This window comes from Thalassoroseus sp. (assembly GCF_984380535.1).
On the sequence record NZ_CFHRBF010000005.1, the window covers coordinates 137466 to 156990 of the forward strand.

Below are 19525 nucleotides of genomic sequence, written 5' to 3' on the forward strand. Positions count from 1 at the left end.
ACTATTCACCTCCCACGGGGGTGGTCGACATCAACTCTCGCAGACGGTCTTGGTATTGTTCGATCGCTCGACGATACTCTTCCGGCGGCTGCGTGCCCCGGACTTGCCATAGACCGTCTTCGAGTGTGGACATCAACTTGTTCCATTGTTCGTCGGGAATGCGTTCGCCGTTCGCGAGTGCCTTCAGCATCTCGGCTGCCTGGTCTTGCTCGACAATCTTGTCCCACTCTTCCGCGGAAGTGGCGTTCTCGTCGAGTTGCTGTCGAACCCGTTCGAGATTCTGCTTCATCTGTTCCAGTCTTCGTTTTTCGGCGGGCGGTGTCTTCGGGTCTTTGAGTTTATCCTCGATAGCCGCCATCGACTTGGCCAACGTCTCCTGCATTCGCTTGGCCTTTTCCATTTTCTCTTTCTCTTCGGGCGTCATCTCACCGGATTTCTGATTCTCTTGTTCGTCCTCTTTGCCGTTTCGATTTCTGTCCCGCGCCATTTTCATGGCATTCTTCGCCCGGCTTTCGGCCGCCTCGGAGGAACTCTGCAACATGCCAGACTCGGCCTGAAAGAGATTATCAGCCCGAATCCGTAAGTTGGTCGGGCGACGCGGAATACCCAGCTGGGCTTGGATATTCGGTTCGCGTTCCAAGTTCGCCAAGAACTGATCGAGTGTCGGGTCACGTAGATTCGCGATATTCGGATCGTCGATTTCATACTGATCCAACTCGGCGATGACCGCCCGACGAATCTTGTCGAACAAGTCTTCGGCCAACGCCAAATTCTTGACGGCTTCGGCTTGTTGCTCCTCAGCGAACTCACCGCGATCACGTTTCAGGGCGAACGTTGCGGCGGACTGGTTGAACGTAATCGTTTCCATCAGTCGGTGAAGTTGACGAATCATGTCGACGATCTCGCCCGGGATATCGCTGTTGGCTTGCTGTTGGAACTGGCCTTGCAATTCGTCTTCGAATTCCAGCATGTCTACCCGCAATAGTTCGGTCGTCGTATTGAGTTGCCATTGGTCAAGTTCATTCAAACCATAATACGATCGGGCCTGGATCGCCTTCGCGATTTGCTCCCAGCGTTCGGCTTGATCGGCGACACTGCGACTCTCCCGCAATCGGGAATTCACATAAGTGGCAGTGTCCTCATCACCTTCGTTTTCGACGATCAACTGATCGAGAGCCGCATCCAAATCGTTGAAGCTGGCCGTCAGTTGCCGAGTTCTGCCAAGTGCCTCTTGTAACTGCGGATCGTCCGGGGTCGCGGTGAGGAACAACTCAGCATCGAAGGCAATCTCTTGGGCCAGCTGAGCCATCCGATCGGTCTCGGCAAGCACCCGCGCCGCCACCGGATGCGATGGTTCCAACGTAAGTGGCAATTGCTTGTGAACTCGCTCGGCGAGAGCGGCGGATTCCTTCGCCAATTCCTCGGCGGCCAACAGTCGCATTTCGATGACGATCGTCCACACGTCGACCCGGCCCGCTTCATCGACCGACTGCCAACCGGCCAGTTCGTAAGCGACTTCTTCCTGTCGTTCGGACAAATCCGAAAGTTGATCCCTTAGCGACTTATTTCGTCGTTTGAGCAAGTCCATGTAACGGGCGAGCAACCGCGGATCGTCCGAGAGCATTCGTCCAAACTCCCGCATCATTTCCCGACGGAGCGTGATGACTTCGGCGAGCCGATCGAGATAATCTTGATCGACTTCGATGACGGCCATCGCGCGTTTGAGCGGGTTCTTGTTTTGCCGACGCTCCCGCATCAGCTTTTGCATTTTTTCGACGTACACTTCGTAGATTTCAGCCGTTTCCTCAATGGATTCGGCGAGTTTCTTCTCCTGAGCGACTTTGTCGTATTGAGCGAGCAGGGCCGCTAGCATTTCACGGGCACGGGTGATGTGCCCGGTCGCGGCCTTCGTATGGCCTTCTGCACCGGCAGCATCACGAATCGCCCGGAACACACGGTCCCGAGCCGGTGTGACGTAGGTCCGCGTGATATCGACCATCTGCAACCCGATAAACGCGAACTCGCCTTCTGCGGTTTCTTCTCGCAACTCTGACACGTAGGTTTCGACGTCGCCCAAACGATCGTCGATTTCTTGGAAAGCCGGACGATGCTCGGAATCGGGAATTTCGCGGTTCAGTATCTGCGTCAGTCGCGTTTGCACCTCGGCAAGCATGACATCAATCGCCACAACCTTTTCCCGAATGCCAATACGCTCGTCTTCTTTCCGCTCGGCATCCGACTTGGCAACACTTGCCAGACGCTTCGTGATTTTGAGTTGGCGTTTGTTAGTTTCCGTGTTCTGTCCACTCTCCGACTGCTGAGCCATCAACCTGACGTCCACGGGAATCGGCGGTTCAGATTCGGATGGGGACCGACGTTTCCGCGACTTCGCACTACCAGTCGCGGTCGGTTTTGCGTTGGCAATCTTTGGCGTCTTGTCGGGTGAAGATTCCTCAGGATTCGCATCCTCGGACTCGGTTTTCTCCGCTGTTTGAGGATCGTCATTCGGCATCGGCTGATCGTCGGCACTGTCCGATTGAGCGACGGACGGCGTTTTCGCATCTCGCGGTTGACCTGCTAAGTTGTTACCGGCATCCGAAGTCTTCGAGTCGTCCTCGGACATTGGCGTCTTGGATTCTGCGTCGGCGACGGTGTTGTTTTCGTCCGACGTTTTGGAGTCATCGGTCAGCTTCCCGTCCGACGGATCTGCCTGAGCCACCGTCGGCATTTCCGAATCGGCGGTTGATTTGCCCGTGTCGTTGTCGGCGTCCGCCGGCTTGTTCTCGTTATCGGCCATCGGTGGATTGGCGTCCGCTGCCGCGACTTTCTCGGAGTCGTCGACCTCGGATTCGGGATCGCCGTCAGTCTTCTTAGTTGAGTTCCGGGCAACTTTGACGTTTTCGCTCTCGGTACTCTTTGGTTCCGAGTTCGGTTGATCTGATGGTGACGCCTTGCCATCGTCGGCGACGGTTTCCGCGTCTTTGTCCGCGTTCTCCGTTGCTGTATCCGCTTGCTCGCTGCCGGTTTTCGGTTTCATATTCTCAGCCGAAGCGACCTGCGTCGGGTCCTCGGCGGATGGATCGGCTTCGCTCTCTTCAGAAGTCTTGCTTGAACTCGATTTCGCATCGGCGTTCTTACGAGTTCCGTTTTCCTCATCATCCATTTTGCCTGGCGTTTCCGCCTGGGCGAGATTCTCTGTGTTCTCTTCTGATGTCGATTTCTCCCCTGGCTTCGCGTCTGATTTCTTGTCGGAGGTGTCCGACTGGGCAACCGTCGTCTGCGAGTCGGTCGCGGGTTCATCGATGGAATTCGGTTCCGCAGTCGTGTCGTTTTTCATCGCCTCCGACGGTTCGGCCATCGCCAATTCGCGGTCGGTATTCTCCGACTTAGAGGCCTGTTTGGATTCGCTTTTTGTGTCCGCTGATTCTTCGTCTGGCTGTGTGTCGGTCGCTGCCAACATCATCTCCGGATCGATCTCCACTTTGCGGTTGTCGGTCACACGGACCGAATAACTGATCTTCGCGCCTTCGGGCAGATTCAGTTCTTTGAGGTCCAACTTCGTGCTGGCCTTCACGTGTTGTTGGTCCTGTTGATCTCCTAACGGGATTTCGCGAACCTCGAGAATCTTCGGTTCTTCGCCTTCCTCGGTCGCGGTTTCATCGTAGATGACCAACTCCGCCGTTTTGACGCCATGATCGTCATGGGCTTCGAATTCAATTTCGATTTCCTCGTCGTCCGCCACGGCCAACTCAGCATCGGAATTGATGATGCGAGCCACCGGTGCCCGATCGACGATGACTTCAATATGACAGACCCGCTTGTCTTCGTTCTCCAATCCGAACACGTTCCTAAGCGTGGGTCGGAACGACACATCACTCAGCAGTTGCGTGCGGAACCGATACCACCCCTGTTTGTTGGGACGCAAACTGACGGACTTGCGTTGCGGTTCGCCTTCGACACTCGGGATTTCCAGGTCGATCGTGAGCGATTCCAAATCGGTCGAGGGCTTCATTGCCACTTCCAAAACGCTGCCTTGCGGCACACGCAGTCGGCTGGGAATGAGCGTTTTCTCGATTGCCGGCTGATCGATGTACGACGGCGGCGTCACTTGGAACTGCACTTCCTCCAGCGTGGGATGATCGATGACCGTCACGCGATGCCATTCCGTGCGGGCATCGCCGGAGGTCACTTGATACCGCAACGAATCGTCCGCCCGCATCGCATGTGCGAAGCGTTTCGTATCGTCGGAATCGCCGGGCACTTCGAGCACATCGATCACACCGGATTCATGTTCGATCGCCAACGTGACTGACTCTCGCACGATACCCGTGGCACTCGCGACGATATCGAACATCTCGCCGCGTGGGATGATGATGTCGCCCGACTCGCTGACGAGTTGCGTCGCCGTGATCGGAGCCGTCGGCGATAGAAACCGCTTCACCAGGACGGTCGTGCGTGGCAAATCGATCAGCAGAAACCCGGCAAGTAACAACACACACGCCCCAAGCCACATCGCCGGTCGTTTTAACGACGCCGGACGCACGACGATCGACGGGCGAACCAATCGCTGCATCGCGACCGCTTCGCTGTTGACCTGGTCGAGCATGCGTTGTGACATCGGCGAATCCGGTTTCTCACCGGAGTTCGCGAACGACGCTACTGTCGTCCAACGTTCTTCGAGTTGCGGAATGGCGGCGTCGGCATCGGCGGCGGGTTGTGTCCGGCCAAACGTGCGACGCAACGGCGAAACCACATTGACGGCAAACGCCATGAGAGACAACACGACAGCCAACCCCGTCAACGCAACACGCACGGTCGCGCTGAAGATCGTGAAGACCCAGTCGATCGTCATCGCCAAGACCATCGCCGCGACAAACACCGCGATCGCAATCGCCAGTCCGCGGAGGAGAATCAACCCGGTTTGCCGCAATCGAATGGATCGCAACTTCCGCTGAATGACGGACGGCACGGCATTATTGTGTGTCTGAATCATCGGTCATCCTCGTTCTGTTGAGCGGAGGGCTGAGCGCGGAGTGCGGAGAGCCAAAGTCCGAGCGATTGATGCATGTCGCTCAGACTCGTTTCTTCGACAACCAATTCAGGCTCCGAGACGGAAGCACATCGTTGCATGTCGCGAAGTTCTGAGAGCTTCTGGCTCTCCGCGCTCCGCTCTTGGCTCTCTGCCTTCATGACAGTCCCTTCCATTTGCGGACGATCCACTCGGTTTGCAGGCAGCCGAAGACGATCCACAGGTATTTCCATTCCAACCACAGCGGTTTTCGCTGGATGGTTTCCGTGACGATGGGTTCGAGATCCGTCAATGCTAACACTTCTTCGACGGTAGTCGGTGGCAGAACTTGCCCGCCGGACAGGTCTGCAATTTGCCCAGCTAATGCCAAGTCGCAACGAGTGTCGACCATCTCACGAGGCAAATCCGCTTGCACCGTGATGCTGGCAACTGCCGGTTCCAGACTGTCTTGTTGAAGCTCTTTGATCCTCGGCCCAACGGGTTCGAGTCGGTACACACCGGGCGGCAGCGAACGAATCTCGGCTTGATACTGGCCGGGCACTGTCGGCTGTGCTTTTAACGCCACCGTGCGAATGTCCTCGCCGGAAGTGATTTGAATTTCCAACTTGTCCGCTGTGACGGGTTCACCATCGGCATCGCTGAGTTCCACCGTCGCCAGGATTTCGTCACGCGTTTGGTAACGAGATTTGTTCGTGCGAAGACGGACGAACTGTGTGCCGGTCGACAAATCCGCCGCGATCGCCCAGCGGAGCAACTGCCCCCAGAACCGGTAATGCAAACTGTCGCCGCGGAGTAACCGCAAACGGTATGTCTCAGGACCGGCGAGATACACGATCCGCCCGCGACCGATCGGTTGCCAACATAGGAACGCATTGCTGGCGGCGTCTTGGGCGAGATTCGGTTGGTCCCGGCGGACGGCGGCGATTAGTGTTTCCGCTGATGGCAACGGATGCCGCCATCCCGACACCTCATGCAATGGCGAAAATCGATTGACAAAGTCCCAAGCGGTGCGGGTAGCGGCCTCGGTTTCGCCGATCATCAGAGCATCGTGACTCAAGCCATCCTCGGTCACACGGAAGGCAAACCGCGTCGATTCCGCGTCTGGCGAATCGATCGGTCGTACCGGAAGAATCTCTTCGAGCGGCTGATTGACATACGCCTGCGGCATCGCGTTTCGACCGGCAATCAAGATCAATGTGCCGCCGCGATCATGCAGATATTCTTGCAACGACTGCTGCGCGACCGTCGAAAAATACTCGGGTGACAAATCGCCCAACAGCACAACATCGTATTGGTCCCACTCGTCGACTGTCGTCGGCAAAGTTCGCGTGGCTTTTCGGCGTCCGGTGGCGATCAATCGCGGACGGAAGAGAAGTTCGTCGCACTCGACTTTCGCGTCCCGCCGGAACAGTTGCGTGAGATACCGATACTCCCAACGGGGCAACTCGTCGGTCAGCAACACTTTAATATCGCTGCGAGTCACGTTGACTTCGACCTCGTCGTAATTGTTTTGGTCCGTCGATTCGCGATCGAGTGGAGACACCGCGATTTGGAATACTTGCCGACCGATCTCGGGCACGCGTTGTTCGAATCGCACACTCCGCGTGGCGAAATCGGAATCGAGGATGACATCGCGGAAGTCGATCACCATGCCGTCTTGCAAGAGTTCGACATGGCAAACCTCGCCGGCACAATCGTGGGCTTCGAGATTCGCTTCGATGACGACATCATCGTTCCGCATCGCGACGGCCGGGGCGGAAACGGATTGCAAAATCACGTCCCGCACATACCGCGTGTTACCGATCGGCACGACATAAACCGGCGTATTGTCCAACCGACGGGCAACATCCTGTGGAGTGCCGGCACCGGTCTGATTTTGAGCCGCATCGGTGAACAGAAACGTCGCCGCGAGCGGTTGTTCCTGGCCGCGTCGTTGCACCTGTTCCAAAGCCATCGCCAAGTCAGTTCCCAAAGCCGAATCTTGTGGTTCGTCGTCGGTTTTCTTCACTTTCGGTTTTGGTGGCGTGCTGGACCAATTCACCGCTTGCGCGAATTCTGCGAACCGCACGTCGGCAGTGTCTTCAATGGTTTTCAACGTAGCCGATTGCAGATGCCCGATGCGGTTTCGCACCCGTTCGCCACGCGATTGTTGCGAGAGTTTCGCCAACTGTGGTTTGATCGATTCGTCGGGTTGAGATTGTACATCCACCGCCACTTGCCGAGCGAGTTCCCGCAGCGAACGGACAGCACCAGCGATGCGGTATTCCAAGTCCGGCAGACTTTCCCGCCAACCTTTTTCCGTCGGCGTGCGGCCTTTTTCCAGGGCGTTGGTGACGGATTGAAACGATTGAAACTCCGCATCATCGAGCGCCGTAAGTTGCCGATCGATCGCCACCTTGGTTGCGGAGCTCACCGGGGCCTCGCTGAGTCGTTGGAGGTGAGACCGTACGCGTTCGAGGGCCCGTCCGGTCGTTGTCATCTCTTTCACGAAGACGGCTTCGGGTTGGTAATGTTTCAGGGCATCAACAGCGGCGAGCAAATGTTGTCGAGCCAAACCCATTGCAACGACCGCTTTGTCGCCGGATTGGATGGGTGAGGAATCTTCGTCGCTTAAACTGATGGCCCACCGCAGTTCGTCGGCAGTACCGACCGGATCGATGGTCTGCATGCTGCCGGTGGTGTCGTGAACGACTGCGATCGCCCGACGCGTTCGCGATGTTTCCACACGACGTTGAGCCGGTGCAAGCAGCATCCACAACACCGTCGCGATGGCCGCCGTCCGTAGACACCAGAAGATCACGGTTTGCTTCGGCCCGAGGATTTTGCGTTCTCGCCACAACGCCCACGCGAACACCAACAACGCACCCAACCCGACCAAAACCGCCGCCGTTAGCGAAATCGGCCCGTCGAGGGTCAGCTGTTCTGAGATGTTCGTGGTCGTGGGATTCATACGAGAGTTATTTTTCCAAATGGTTCTCTGTATTAGACGCGTGTCGCGTGCTCATCACGCTTTGTTCGAGGTTCAATTTCGGAATTTTCAGCCCCATGCCGAGTCTTAGGCATACCACTCACGGAAGTGGTTCCATGATCGACCGGCGGTGGAAATCCGAAACTTTGATTCATCGGTTCAGTGGTTTCGGCGATTGGATCGCTGCCGAAGCGTTCGCGAGAGATCATGCCGGAAAGCAACAATTCCGCCGCAATCACCGCGATCAATCCGATCAACAAGAACGGCCACAGCGGTTCCGTGCCGACTTCGATGATCTCGCCGGCTTCGGTTGCTTTCGGTTCGATGTCCGTCAGGGACTGCACCGACTCAAGCTGCTCGCCGACCAATGCTGCTAAGTTGGATTCGGACGAATCGCGAACGACGTGAAATGGAATCGCCGCGGTTTCTTGTCCCGTCTCTAACCGGTAATCGCCGGGCAACGCCGTCCGACTGGTGCGGAAGACAGCCCCGCCATCGGACGATTCCGCCGTGAGTTCGATTTCATTCCCGTGCGGCGTTTCCAGCGTCGCGGTTTTCAATTCACTATCCGGTAGCCGGATCGCGAGTTGCTCGCCCGGTACGAGGTTGTGCTGCGTTGATAACGGTTGCGTCAGGTAGTCGAGCCAATCGTGCACGATGACCACAAACGACTGCGAACGAGCAAGATCACTCCATTGCAATCGCAACGGAATCGCCTGCACGACAACTCGACCACGACCAAAATAGTTCTCGACGGCCAACGATTCGCCGTTCGTCAAACTGAGGAGCACGGAGATATCTTCCCCCGGTGGTGCGGATTCGAACCGGAATCGCCGGGCCACCGCGACATCGGCGAGATCGAGTTGATCGGTATCCGAAAGCGACGCCGTCGCCGGGTGTCCTTTCATAAAGGGATTGATCTTTGTGCGGTCGGTCGATTCCTCGGAATCCGCCGAGTCGACGATGCGGTCCACTCGCAAGGGAGCCAAGCCATTGCCGTCGGAGTACAGCCGTTGATTGAAGGCATCGACATCGGTTCGCGGACCGAGTGCGATCCACAGACCACCGCCGGATTGCACGAACTCGGACAGCCGCGCGACGCTGGTTTCGCTGAGTTCCGTTAAGTTCGGAACAACGACAGCGTGGAACTCGGCGAGGTCGAGATGTTCCAAGCGATCCGGTTCCACCGCGGTCGGTGCGTACACGGTGTTTGCCGACCCCGGCATGCCATCGATCCAACCGAGCGCCGTCTCCACAAAGAATGCATCGCGTTGCAATTCCGCTCCGCCGGGTGTTCCTTCGACGACCAACACCGGTAGTTGTCGGACGACTTCGATGACCAATGTCGCGGAGTTGTCTTCGGTGAGTTCGTCGTCGATGTCGAGTCCGCAGGAAATCGCATACACGCCCGGTTCGGAGAACGAGTGGGTCCATTCGGCCGTGTGAACCGCGTTGGCATCGAGATCGGGAATCTGACTTTCGTTGACCGATTCGCCCGCGATCGTCCATGTTGCTAACGATGGTGTCATGCCTGCGTCGGAATAGTTTTGAATCTCGGCGGTCAACGTAAATGGTCGGTCGACACCCACCGTCGTGCGATTCGCGGACAGAGAATTGACGGCGATATTTTTGCTCGGTTGCGTCTCACGGAGGTTGACGATTTCCAACTCCGTCGGGATCGGCGTGGAAGCGAGCACATCACGGAAGCGTTGCCAACTTTCCTCGACTTCAAGGTTCCAATCGGTTGCCTGATGATCGGTGAGCAATACGATGCGACGGCGTTGTTGCGTGGGTTGAACTTCCGCCTGCGTGGCTGCAAACAATGCCGCAAGCAAGTCACTTTGGCCTTGCGTTGGGCGAAGTTCGTCGAGTTCGTCGACGATGTGCGACTTCGCTTGCGAATCTGCTCGCAAACTTCCGGTCGTCGCCCAAGACGGATACGGCGACGAAAGCAACACGCGGACAAACTCCGTTGGTGGCATCTCGTCGAGTTCGCTCTTCACCTTGGCGATGGCTTGGTGGAACAGCGTTTCATCCTCGACCGAGCGCATCATGGACATGGAATTATCCACAATGAAAATCGTCTCGCCGCGATCGGTCCCTGTGAACCAATTGCCCGGCAACAGCGGACGAGCGAGTGCGAAGACCAACGCCAAGACAGCCAATGTTCGCAGCAGCAGCAACAACCATTGCTTCAGTTTACGAGCGCTCGTCCGGCGGGTGACGGCTTCCTGCAAAAACTGCATCGCTCCCCATTCGATGACGACATTACGACGCCGATCAAACAAGTGCAGCAGCACCGGCGCTAAGGCCAATGGCAACGCTGAAAGGAAGGCAATGCTGAGGAAGCTCACGGATGTTTTCGGGGTTAGGGGGTTCGTTGTCGGGTGCGTCGCATACGATTTCGCATTTGTCAGCGTTTACGGTTGCCAATGCTGGCGTCAATGGGTGCCACTGCTGGCTTGTCCAGCAGTGTTTTCAGCGACTCCCGAACCGCTGGTCACTCGCACTGCTAGGCAAGCTAGCAGTGACACACAACTTCCGTCTTTGTAATAGTTTGTGTTCCTTGCCATCTCACATGTTCGCAATCGTATGCGACGCACCTTATAGGCTTTGGGATCTAAGAATGATCTTTCCATTGCAAATACGCTGCGTACTTCGCCGGGAGTGGGGCCGTGCCGCCGGCTTTGACACCGGCTTGCCAACCTTCGACCCACCCGCGAATCGCGTGCAAATTTTGATCACTGGGATTCGTCGGACAAACCGCGTGCAAACCGTTCGCCCAGCTGAAGCCGTCACGATACGAATTCAGATACTGCGTTTCTAACTTCGGTTTTGCACTGAAGGGTGTTTCGTCAGGAATGGGAACGGCGTTCCATTGTTCTAGCAGGCTTAGTTCCGGCTTCGGTTCCTCGCTGAACATCGTTTGTGACAGCAGCACAGTCGCCAACGGTAGAAACCAAAGAATATTGCGATTCATGGGGTAGTCCATTGGAGCTTGCGGCAAGAATTCGTCTTCCGATTTCATGCGCGAGCCATCCGGTTACGAAGAAACCATCCAAGTGTATTCGCCAGATCGTGATTGGTCGTCATGCGGATGTAATCCCCGCCCAATCCGGTGACAAGTTCTTCCAATCGTTCGAGAAAGATTCGCACTCGTCGCACGTATTCATCGCGAACCGCTGCCGGGTCGAGGTTCAACTTCTGACCGGCGACTTCCAATGATTGAAACGACGAAAACCGCCGAAAGTTGAAATGAATCTCCTCTGGAGCTAGGACGTGCATCACGACAACATCATGCCCACGAGCCCGCACAATTCGCAGCGATTTTCCAAGATCGTCCAAATCGCCGAAACAATCGGAAAACAGCACGAACAATCCCCGTCGTTTGAACCGCGGAATGTTCGCCTGAATTTGATGTCCCAAGTTCCCGCCATCCTGTGGCTTGGCCGCATGCAACGCGGAAAGTAACGCCTGCAGATGAGCGGCATGTTGCTTCGGTGGCACGAACAACGGCTTCGATTCGTTGAGCACAATCGCACCAACCGCGTCGCGTTGCCGAAGCAACAATCGAGCGACACACGCGGCGGCTTGTTTGGCGTAATCGAGTTTCGAAATCGTCGAATGACCAAACTTCATGGAACCACTGGTGTCGATCGCCAGGATTCCGTGGAGGTTCGTTTCCTCCTCGAACTGCCGAATGAAGTAACGATCATTGCGGGCGTAAACTTGCCAATCGATTTGACGAATTTCGTCACCCGGCGCGTATTGCCGATGTTGGGCGAACTCACAACAACCGCCCTTCGTCGTCGAGCGATGTTTCCCCGCCAACAGTCCATCGACAACCGTCCTCGACAGCAGTTCCAAATGCCCAATCTGATCCATCACCCGCGGATCCACCAAATCCGCCGGCAGTTGGTAACCGGTGCGGTTCGGTTCCGTTGGTGCGGCTGAAGTTGATTTCGAGCGGAACAGTTTGAACATTGTTTTCGGTCAAGAAGCCAGGGTTTTCGTAGGGTGCGTCGTGACGCACCGTTCGTTACAGGTTCCATTTTTGCGGTGCGTTGTAACGCACCCTACGGCTTTGCTTTCTCGGGTTGTTTCCTCAGGGACTTGGTCGCTTCGATGATCTTCGTCAGTACCGAGTCGGCATCGACACCGGCAGCTTCGGCGTTGAACGTGAGGATGATGCGATGTCGCAAGACCGGATGCGCAACCGCGATCAAGTCCGCAGTCGTCGCGTGACACCGGCGGTTGATCAGGGCACGGGCTTTGGCGGCCATGAGAAGGGCAATCGTTGCCCGCGGACCAGCTCCCCATTGGACCATCCCGCGAAGTTCATCGGGCAGGGCGTCTTCATCGGGACGAGTGCCCCGCACGAGATCGAGAGCCGCATCGTAAACGTGATCAGCCACGATCACGTTCCGCACGAGCGATTGCATACGTTCGATGTCTTCCGCATGCAGCACGGTTTTGGTTTCGAAGCGGTAATCGGTCGTTTGCCGACGCGCGATTTCCAATTCCTCCGCGCGGCTGGGGTATTGGACGTGAATCTTGAGCAAGAATCGGTCGAGCTGCGCTTCCGGTAGCGGATACGTTCCTTCCGTCTCGACCGGGTTCTGCGTAGCGAGCACGAAAAACGGACTCGGCAATTGATACGTCTTCCCGCACACGGTCAGTTGCTGTTCCTGCATCGCTTCGAGCAGAGCACTTTGCGTCTTCGGCGGCGTGCGGTTGATTTCATCGGCGAGAATCACGTTCCCGAACAACGGGCCTTCGACGAAGCGAAAAATCCGTTTGCCGGTGGTGTGGTCTTCTTCGAGCACCTCCGTCCCGGTGATGTCGCCGGGCATCAAGTCGGGCGTGAACTGCACGCGGCGGAATGACAAGTCGATCAGCGACGCGAGCGTCGAAATCAACGTGGTTTTCGCGAGCCCCGGCATCCCTTGCAGAATGCAATGCCCGCGACAGAGCAGGGCAATCAGCAATTGCTCAGAGACTTCGTGTTGCCCGACAATCACGCCGCCCAGTTGCTCTCGCAAGACGCGAAATTGGTCATGGATTTTATCGACCGTCTCCGCGACATTAATGTCCATTTCGGGAGCCGTCGCGACGTGGCCGTTTTTGTGAGCTTCAACATTCATGACAGGATCTGTTTCAAATCGATTCATGGGATGCACGCGAATCAGTGAGTGTACCACGGATGGAAATCACTTCGACTCCGCCTCCGCCGGGGGGTTCTGGTCTTGTTCGAATTTGTTCGCTTCGTCCGCACTGACAAGTTCGTCGGAGTCGGCATCCAAATCGGCAAATTGTTCATCGGTTCCCGGGAATTCGCCGCGAGTCAGGTCGCCGTCTTTATTGCGGTCCATACGTCGGAACCACTCTGGTCCAGAGACGGACGGTGTGGAATCGGCGAGTGTCATGGACCGAATACCGGCCAACTCTTGGTGCACTCCTGGTCCGAGTCCAAAACACACGCGGATCGTCGACTGCGTTTCACCTGCGGTGATTTCGCCATCGCCGTTCCGGTCAAAAGGTTGGAGACGTTCCCGTAAGCCGCGAAGTTCCCGGATCGTAAAGCGACCGTCGCTGTTCGGATCAATCGCGGGCAAAATCGGATAACCGTCTTGTACCACGCCGATCGAGATTTGGTCACTCGCACCAAGTTGCAACGCGGAGAATTCCAGTCGTGATTGTGAGGTCGACACCATGAGCGTGGAACCGACCGCTTGCAATTGCGATTCGCTTGCGACATCGCCAATGGCAACATTAGTGATGGTCAACGCCGATTGGTTGGGTGCGGTGGTGTCGAAATTCAATTCCAGGCGGACATGCGGAGCCGTTTCGCTCACACTTTCATCAACCGTATCGCCGTAACGGGCCTTCAAATCACGGATCGTTTGGCGATCCAAGGAATTCCCGGCGAGGTGAATCAATTCCACGCCGTGTTTCGGCAGTTGTTTTCGGAGCCTTGGGTCGGCGGCGACTTCGTCGAGTTCGAGATACGTCACGATTTGATCGCGGTTGAGGTCGCACTCTTCGAAACTCTTGACGCACTCGTCGAGTTCCTTGGCAGAGATGATGTTGTCACGGTCGCGGTCGAGAATGTCGAACACCGGGCGTTTGCCGGCGCGGAAGCGTTGGAAGTTCGAATTGAGTTCCAACAGAATCGGCCCATCAACACGATTGATGAGCAACCAATGCACTTCATCCCGGCTGACTTCCGGCCCGATCGCCGTGACGTATCGGCGTAGTAATTCGGTGGCGTTCTCTGCGAGCGAATAGGGCGGCACCGTTGGTGGCGTCACGTACTTCTGCTGCATTTCGCCTTCAGCCGGTGGTTTCTCCGCGATGGCGGGCGGTTTGACTTTTGGTTCGGTCGGCTCTGGGATGGGGCGTGTCGCGTCGGTCAACATTTGCTCGACCCGCCGTTCACGCACCATGCCAAACGGTTGACCGTCGATCGTCACCGTGGCTTCGATCAGTAGTGGTTGGTCGGGCAGGGTGAGCAGGTATCGCAACTTGGGATTTTGAATCGCTTCGAGGGTGGGAATCTCTTTGCGACTGTAATCGAGTTGATATTGCGGCAACCGTCCATCGGGCATAGTTGGAGCTGCGGGAGCACCCACTCCGGGATTGATCATCATCGACATCGATTCCGAGGAATCCGGCGTGCTGACGGACTGCACTTTTACCGGCACTGAAACCGGTAATGTTTCTTCGGCGGCCGTCATCGATGTGAGGAACCATCCGAATGCCAGTGGTTGGAAGACTGGGGCGAGTTTCATGCCAACACCGCCTCGATGGGATAGCCATCGGTCAAAGGAATCGGACGTCCGCTGGGAGCCATGCTGGAGGCGTCGCCGACTCCGAGTGCATGACACAACGTGGCGAGCAAATCGGGAGCGGTGGTTTTGCCTTCGATGACTTCTGTGCCGTCTTCGCTGGTTTGTCCGTAGGCTTGACCGCCTGCGATTCCACCACCGGCCAACACGGCTGACCACGCATTCGGGAAGTGATCGCGACCGACGGTGCCGTTGATTTGCGGCGTGCGACCGAATTCGCCCATCCACAGAATCGTGGTGGATTCGAGCAACCCGCGTTGTTTCAAGTCTTCCATCAGCGTTGCCCAACCGGCGTCGAGATCGTTCGAGAGCCGCTCGACCGCGTTGAAGTTGTTGACGTGGGTGTCCCAACCGACTCCGCCGCTGGTAAGTCCCAATGAGACTTCGACAAAGGCCACCCCGCGTTCGATCAACCGCCGAGCGAGCAAACAACCTTGCCCGAACACAGTGCGACCGTAGGCTTCACGGAGTTCGTCGGATTCTTTCGACAGGTCAAACGCCTCCGCGTCTTTGCTGTTCATGAGTTGGACGGCTCCGCTATACACCATGTTATGCGACTTCGCAGCCCCCGCACGGTGTTTCGCGAGAAAGTCCGCTTGCAGATTCCTCCAGAGTTCCAATCGCTTGGTCATTCGGGTTTCGCTGACGTCTTGCGGACGGTCGAGCGATTGCACCTTGAGTTCCGGGAACGGTGGCTGGTTGTTATTGCGACCTCCGCCTCCACCATTACCCGCCGGTGCAGCGGCTGGAATATCAGATGCCCCTACAAACAGCGGCCCATACTTCGGTCCCAGAAAACCTGGGCCGAACGCGTCTTGATTAAAGGCCCGATAGCTGCCGACACTTACGCAATTCGGCAATGTGGAATCGTCTTCGCCCAGATGTTTTGCGAGTGACGACCCGATGCTGGGATACATCATCGGCCCCATTGGAACATGCCCGGTTCGCATCAGATAGGTGCCACGACCGTGGTCGCCTTCCTTCGTGCTAAGCCCCCGCATGACCGCGAGTTGATCACCGAACTTCGCCAACTTCGGAAGATGTTCGCTGAAACGCAACCCGGGAGCGGCTGTTTGAATCTCAGAGAATTCGCCGCCGTTCTCGTGATTGGGTTTCATGTCGAAGGTGTCGGTCTGCGTCGGCCCGCCACTCATCCACAGCAGAATGCAATGCCGTTTGCGACTCTTGTTGGAAGCCAGTTCGTTCGCCAACGCCGGAAACCAACCGCTGGCACTCAAACCGCCCATTCCCACCGCGAGCGAAGAAAGAAAATTGCGTCGATTCATGGTTCGTTGTCCGTTGGGAATCAGGGGTTGGAGATTAGGATTTAGGGATTAGGGCAGAATTGAAAACCAGATTCTTGGGTCAGGAGATTTTCCTAACCCCCAAATCCTAACCCCTCGTTCCTACTAATGATTCATCGTGAACTCAGCACTATTCAATAGCACCCAGAGGATGTCGGCCAGGCCGTCTTTGCGTTCCTGACCGGTGGCATCGGCGGGTACGTAGTCTTCGAGGAATGTCCATTCCGTCTCGGTGGGTTGTCGAGACAACGTTGCGAGGTAGAGAACTTCGATTCGCTGCTTGTTCGTAAAGAACGGTGCATCCAAACTTGCGAGCAACCCACTACGAGCCAGACTTGTGGCACCTTCGATGAGTGTGCCATTCATCAGTGTCAGCGCTTGTGGAATGCCGGCTTGGTATTCCGTTGAACGTCCTGCGGGGGTGCGGAACTGTTCGAGGAACAGTTCCCGTTCGCTGTTGTTGAACCGCAGTACGTTGAAGTCGTACGGATTTTGTACCGGTGCCGACTCCAGCAAGGTCGCCACGCTGATACAGTCATAAACTTGCTCGGCGGTGAGCATCTTGACGTTCATCTGAGCAAACCACTCGAGACGGTCTTCATCGACATCACCGGCTCCACTCGAGAGACGATACGGTCGCGACAGGGCCATCACGCGGAACAGTTCCCGCAGATCAAACCCAGACCCCACGAAGTGACTGGCGAGCAAGTCGAGCAGTTCCTTCGACTTCGGCGGGTGTTGGGTGCCGAAGTCGTCCATTGGGTCCACGATTCCTTTGCCGAACAGGTGCCCCCACACACGGTTGGCCGTCGCTCGGGCGAAGTACGGGTTCTCAGGTCGAGTCAACCAGTCGGCGAGTTGTTGCCGACGCGGCGGCGTGGATTTCTCGTCGCCGGTCGCCATCGGTTCGTTGTCGAGGAACTTCGGCGGAATCACAGTTTCAAAAATCGGCAACTGCACTTCGCCGTGATCGACGTCGGCAACCCGCATCACACTGGAAACGGTCTCCAACTCGGCGTTCGGTCGGGAAATCTGCGCGAAGAACGCTGCAAACCCCCAGAAGTCTTCTTGTGACCACGGCTCGAACGGATGGTCATGACACTGAGCACATTCCAACCGCATGCCTAGGAACACGCGAGCGGTACGGGAGGCGAGTTCTTCGGGGTTGAGTTTCACCGCCGAGTAGAACAACAGCGGACCGGATTTCGACAACCGACCCTCGGCGAGCAACAAGTCTCGCACGATTTGATCGTAGGAATCACCACTCTCGAACCGCTCGGCGAGCCATTTGTCGAAGGCCTGCACACCGCCGAAGGCGGACAAGTCTACACCCTCGGGGATCAGGAACGTCCGCCAGACGGCCGCCATATGTGAGGCGTGATCGGGGCTGGCAAGCAGCCGATCGACAAGTTGCTCGTAGCGATTCGGTGAGGTGTCTTTCAAGTACGCTCGCACTTCGTGCACACTCGGCGTGCGACCGGCGAGATCGAGATACACTCGTCGGAGCATCTCTTCATCGGTGGCCGCCGCGACGGGTTTTACATCTTGTGACTGCCACAGTTCCGCCATTCGAGAATTGAGGCGAGCAACGACTTGCGTGGTCGATTCACTCCGCGAGGGCACAGCCCCCCATTTCGCAGGGTCGGCCTGACTCCAATCGATGGCAGCCAATGCTTCGGCTTGCGGTTTGGTCAAGGTCGGTGTTGTCACAGGGAGAGCTGCCGTGTTCTCAGCGGTCTTGGTGAGGTTGTCATTCTCGACGACCGTCACATCATCTCGCTGAGCCACCGCAACCGGCCGAACTTCATCCACATCGACAACCGGCAAATCGGCAGGGAATTCCTGTTTGCGGATGTCAGCGACAGCTCGTGACGAATAATTGACCGTGGCAGACCCACTCGGGACTCGATCGGAATCAAGGCGGTAGCGAAGCGGCAGATACGTCTCGGAATCGAGTTCCAACCGCAGTTCCGTATTGGTGGCAGCGACCGTGTTGAATTCGACGAACAGCACGAGCATGTCATTCGAAGTCTCGCAACGCTCACTCACGATTTGCGGTCGTGGTTCGTCCGAGGCGATATTCCCCAGGAAGAAACTCGCCGCCAGATCGCCGGAAGTCATTTCAATATTCAGCGGAGCCCGTTGAATCTGGTTCGTCCCACGTTGTCGGTACAAGAGGACTTGGTTTTGGGCGTCCCAAACCTGAGTGACCTGAGCCGTACGTTCGCCGAGTTCGCGTTCGGACAGCGACATCCATCGCACACCGTCAGCCGTTTCGATTTCCACCACTTCGCCATTGGAGAGTGCTTCAAGCATCTTCGCCCAGGCAGACGGTGTCGAACCGGTAATCGTCAACACACCGATGGCGATCACCATCGCCGCCGCCGTTGCCAATGGTGCAAACCGCAACCATTTAGGACGTGACGCGAACCGCTCACGCAGCCGACTCGTTCGGCTTTCCACCAAACGTGGGGACTCGCCCCATTCGGCTTTCACGGTTTGATCGATGCGTTTGAGCAAACTCCGTGGAACCGGAGGAGCCGAGTACGAATCGTCCAGCAACTGTTCCAATTCCGGATCAGCCAATTCGGCGGCATCGAAGTCTGAGGGGTCGTATGACATGACCGTTGCTGACTGTGAAAAGAACCAAAGAAAGAAACGTAAGCGATTGATCTGGTGAGCCGACATCGTCGTCGGCCCGTCGGTGCGCGGGGACGCGCCCTACGTCACTTCATTCACGGACTCGGTTTGTTCATGACTCGACGGTTCACGCTCGTCACGCGACCGCCGGAAACGACGACTCGTTTCGTCGTCATCATCATTGGGTTTCAATTTGGCCCGAAGTTCGCGGCGAGCTCGAAACAAAATCGATTCGGCCGCCTTCTCAGTCACATCCAAGCGTTGGGCAATCTCACGGACACTCAACTTTTCGATGTATTTCCATTCCATCGCCAACCGGTGCTGTTCGGGCAGTTCGTCCATGGCCCGCCGGACTTCCATCCGCTTTTCGACAAGCACCTCCTGAGCGACCGCGTCTTCGTCTTCCACATGTGTTCCCGTTTGCCGAGCTTCCTCGATCAAGTGTTGAACACGAGCGGCAGCCCGGAAATGATCGTTCACCTTATTAACAGCCACCGTCCGCAACCAAGCCGACGGACTGTGAATTTCCGTCCCCTTGGCGGCGGCTCGCATGATCGCGAGAACGGCCTCACTGACAATATCCTCCGCGAGGTGACGATCACCATGGACCCGGAAATACACGAACCGCCAGACAGACGGTACGTATGTTTCGGTTAGGTGGTGGATCGCCGCCGGTTCGCGTCGACGGAGCGCTGCGACGAATTCGATATCGTTCAAGACCGGCCTCGTTTTCTGT

Annotated in this window: 11 protein-coding genes; all 11 read right to left on the reverse strand. The window is 56.7% G+C overall.

The window, feature by feature from the left end:
• Window position 1: 1 nt before the first annotated feature.
• Entirely contained in the window at window positions 2-4993 is a 4992-nt protein-coding gene (locus tag AC5DDB_RS08285) for a hypothetical protein (RefSeq protein WP_491739237.1), read from the reverse strand.
• Entirely contained in the window at window positions 4990-5190 is a 201-nt protein-coding gene (locus AC5DDB_RS08290; RefSeq protein WP_491739238.1) for a hypothetical protein, read from the reverse strand. Before AC5DDB_RS08290 ends, AC5DDB_RS08285 begins: the two co-directional genes overlap by 4 nt.
• Window positions 5187-7979, reverse strand: coding sequence for a hypothetical protein (locus tag AC5DDB_RS08295; protein ID WP_491739239.1), 2793 nt, complete (start codon window positions 7977-7979; stop codon window positions 5187-5189). The genes AC5DDB_RS08290 and AC5DDB_RS08295 overlap by 4 nt, the downstream gene beginning before the upstream one ends.
• A gap of 32 nt (window positions 7980-8011) precedes the next feature.
• The gene (locus AC5DDB_RS08300; protein ID WP_491739240.1) at window positions 8012-10351 is read right to left on the reverse strand and encodes a BatA domain-containing protein; all 2340 of its coding nucleotides are present in this window, start codon (window positions 10349-10351) and stop codon (window positions 8012-8014) included.
• Between the two features lie 266 nt (window positions 10352-10617).
• Entirely contained in the window at window positions 10618-11025 is a 408-nt protein-coding gene (locus tag AC5DDB_RS08305; protein WP_491739241.1) for a hypothetical protein, read from the reverse strand.
• Window positions 11022-11981: a DUF58 domain-containing protein gene (locus AC5DDB_RS08310; protein WP_491739242.1), complete on the reverse strand. Its 960-nt coding sequence runs from the start codon at window positions 11979-11981 to the stop codon at window positions 11022-11024. Before AC5DDB_RS08310 ends, AC5DDB_RS08305 begins: the two co-directional genes overlap by 4 nt.
• A gap of 92 nt (window positions 11982-12073) precedes the next feature.
• Window positions 12074-13141, reverse strand: a complete 1068-nt coding sequence (locus tag AC5DDB_RS08315; protein ID WP_491739243.1) for an AAA family ATPase — start codon at window positions 13139-13141, stop codon at window positions 12074-12076.
• 66 nt (window positions 13142-13207) lie between these two features.
• Window positions 13208-14788, reverse strand: coding sequence for a hypothetical protein (locus AC5DDB_RS08320; RefSeq protein WP_491739244.1), 1581 nt, complete (start codon window positions 14786-14788; stop codon window positions 13208-13210).
• Entirely contained in the window at window positions 14785-16131 is a 1347-nt protein-coding gene (locus AC5DDB_RS08325; RefSeq protein ID WP_491739245.1) for a DUF1501 domain-containing protein, read from the reverse strand. Before AC5DDB_RS08325 ends, AC5DDB_RS08320 begins: the two co-directional genes overlap by 4 nt.
• Window positions 16132-16254: 123 nt before the next feature.
• Entirely contained in the window at window positions 16255-18771 is a 2517-nt protein-coding gene (locus AC5DDB_RS08330; protein ID WP_491739246.1) for a DUF1549 and DUF1553 domain-containing protein, read from the reverse strand.
• Window positions 18772-18870: 99 nt separating this feature from the next.
• A complete protein-coding gene (locus AC5DDB_RS08335) occupies window positions 18871-19506 on the reverse strand; it encodes an RNA polymerase sigma factor (RefSeq protein WP_491739247.1) in 636 nt (211 codons plus the stop codon).
• Between the last annotated feature and the right edge of the window lie 19 nt (window positions 19507-19525).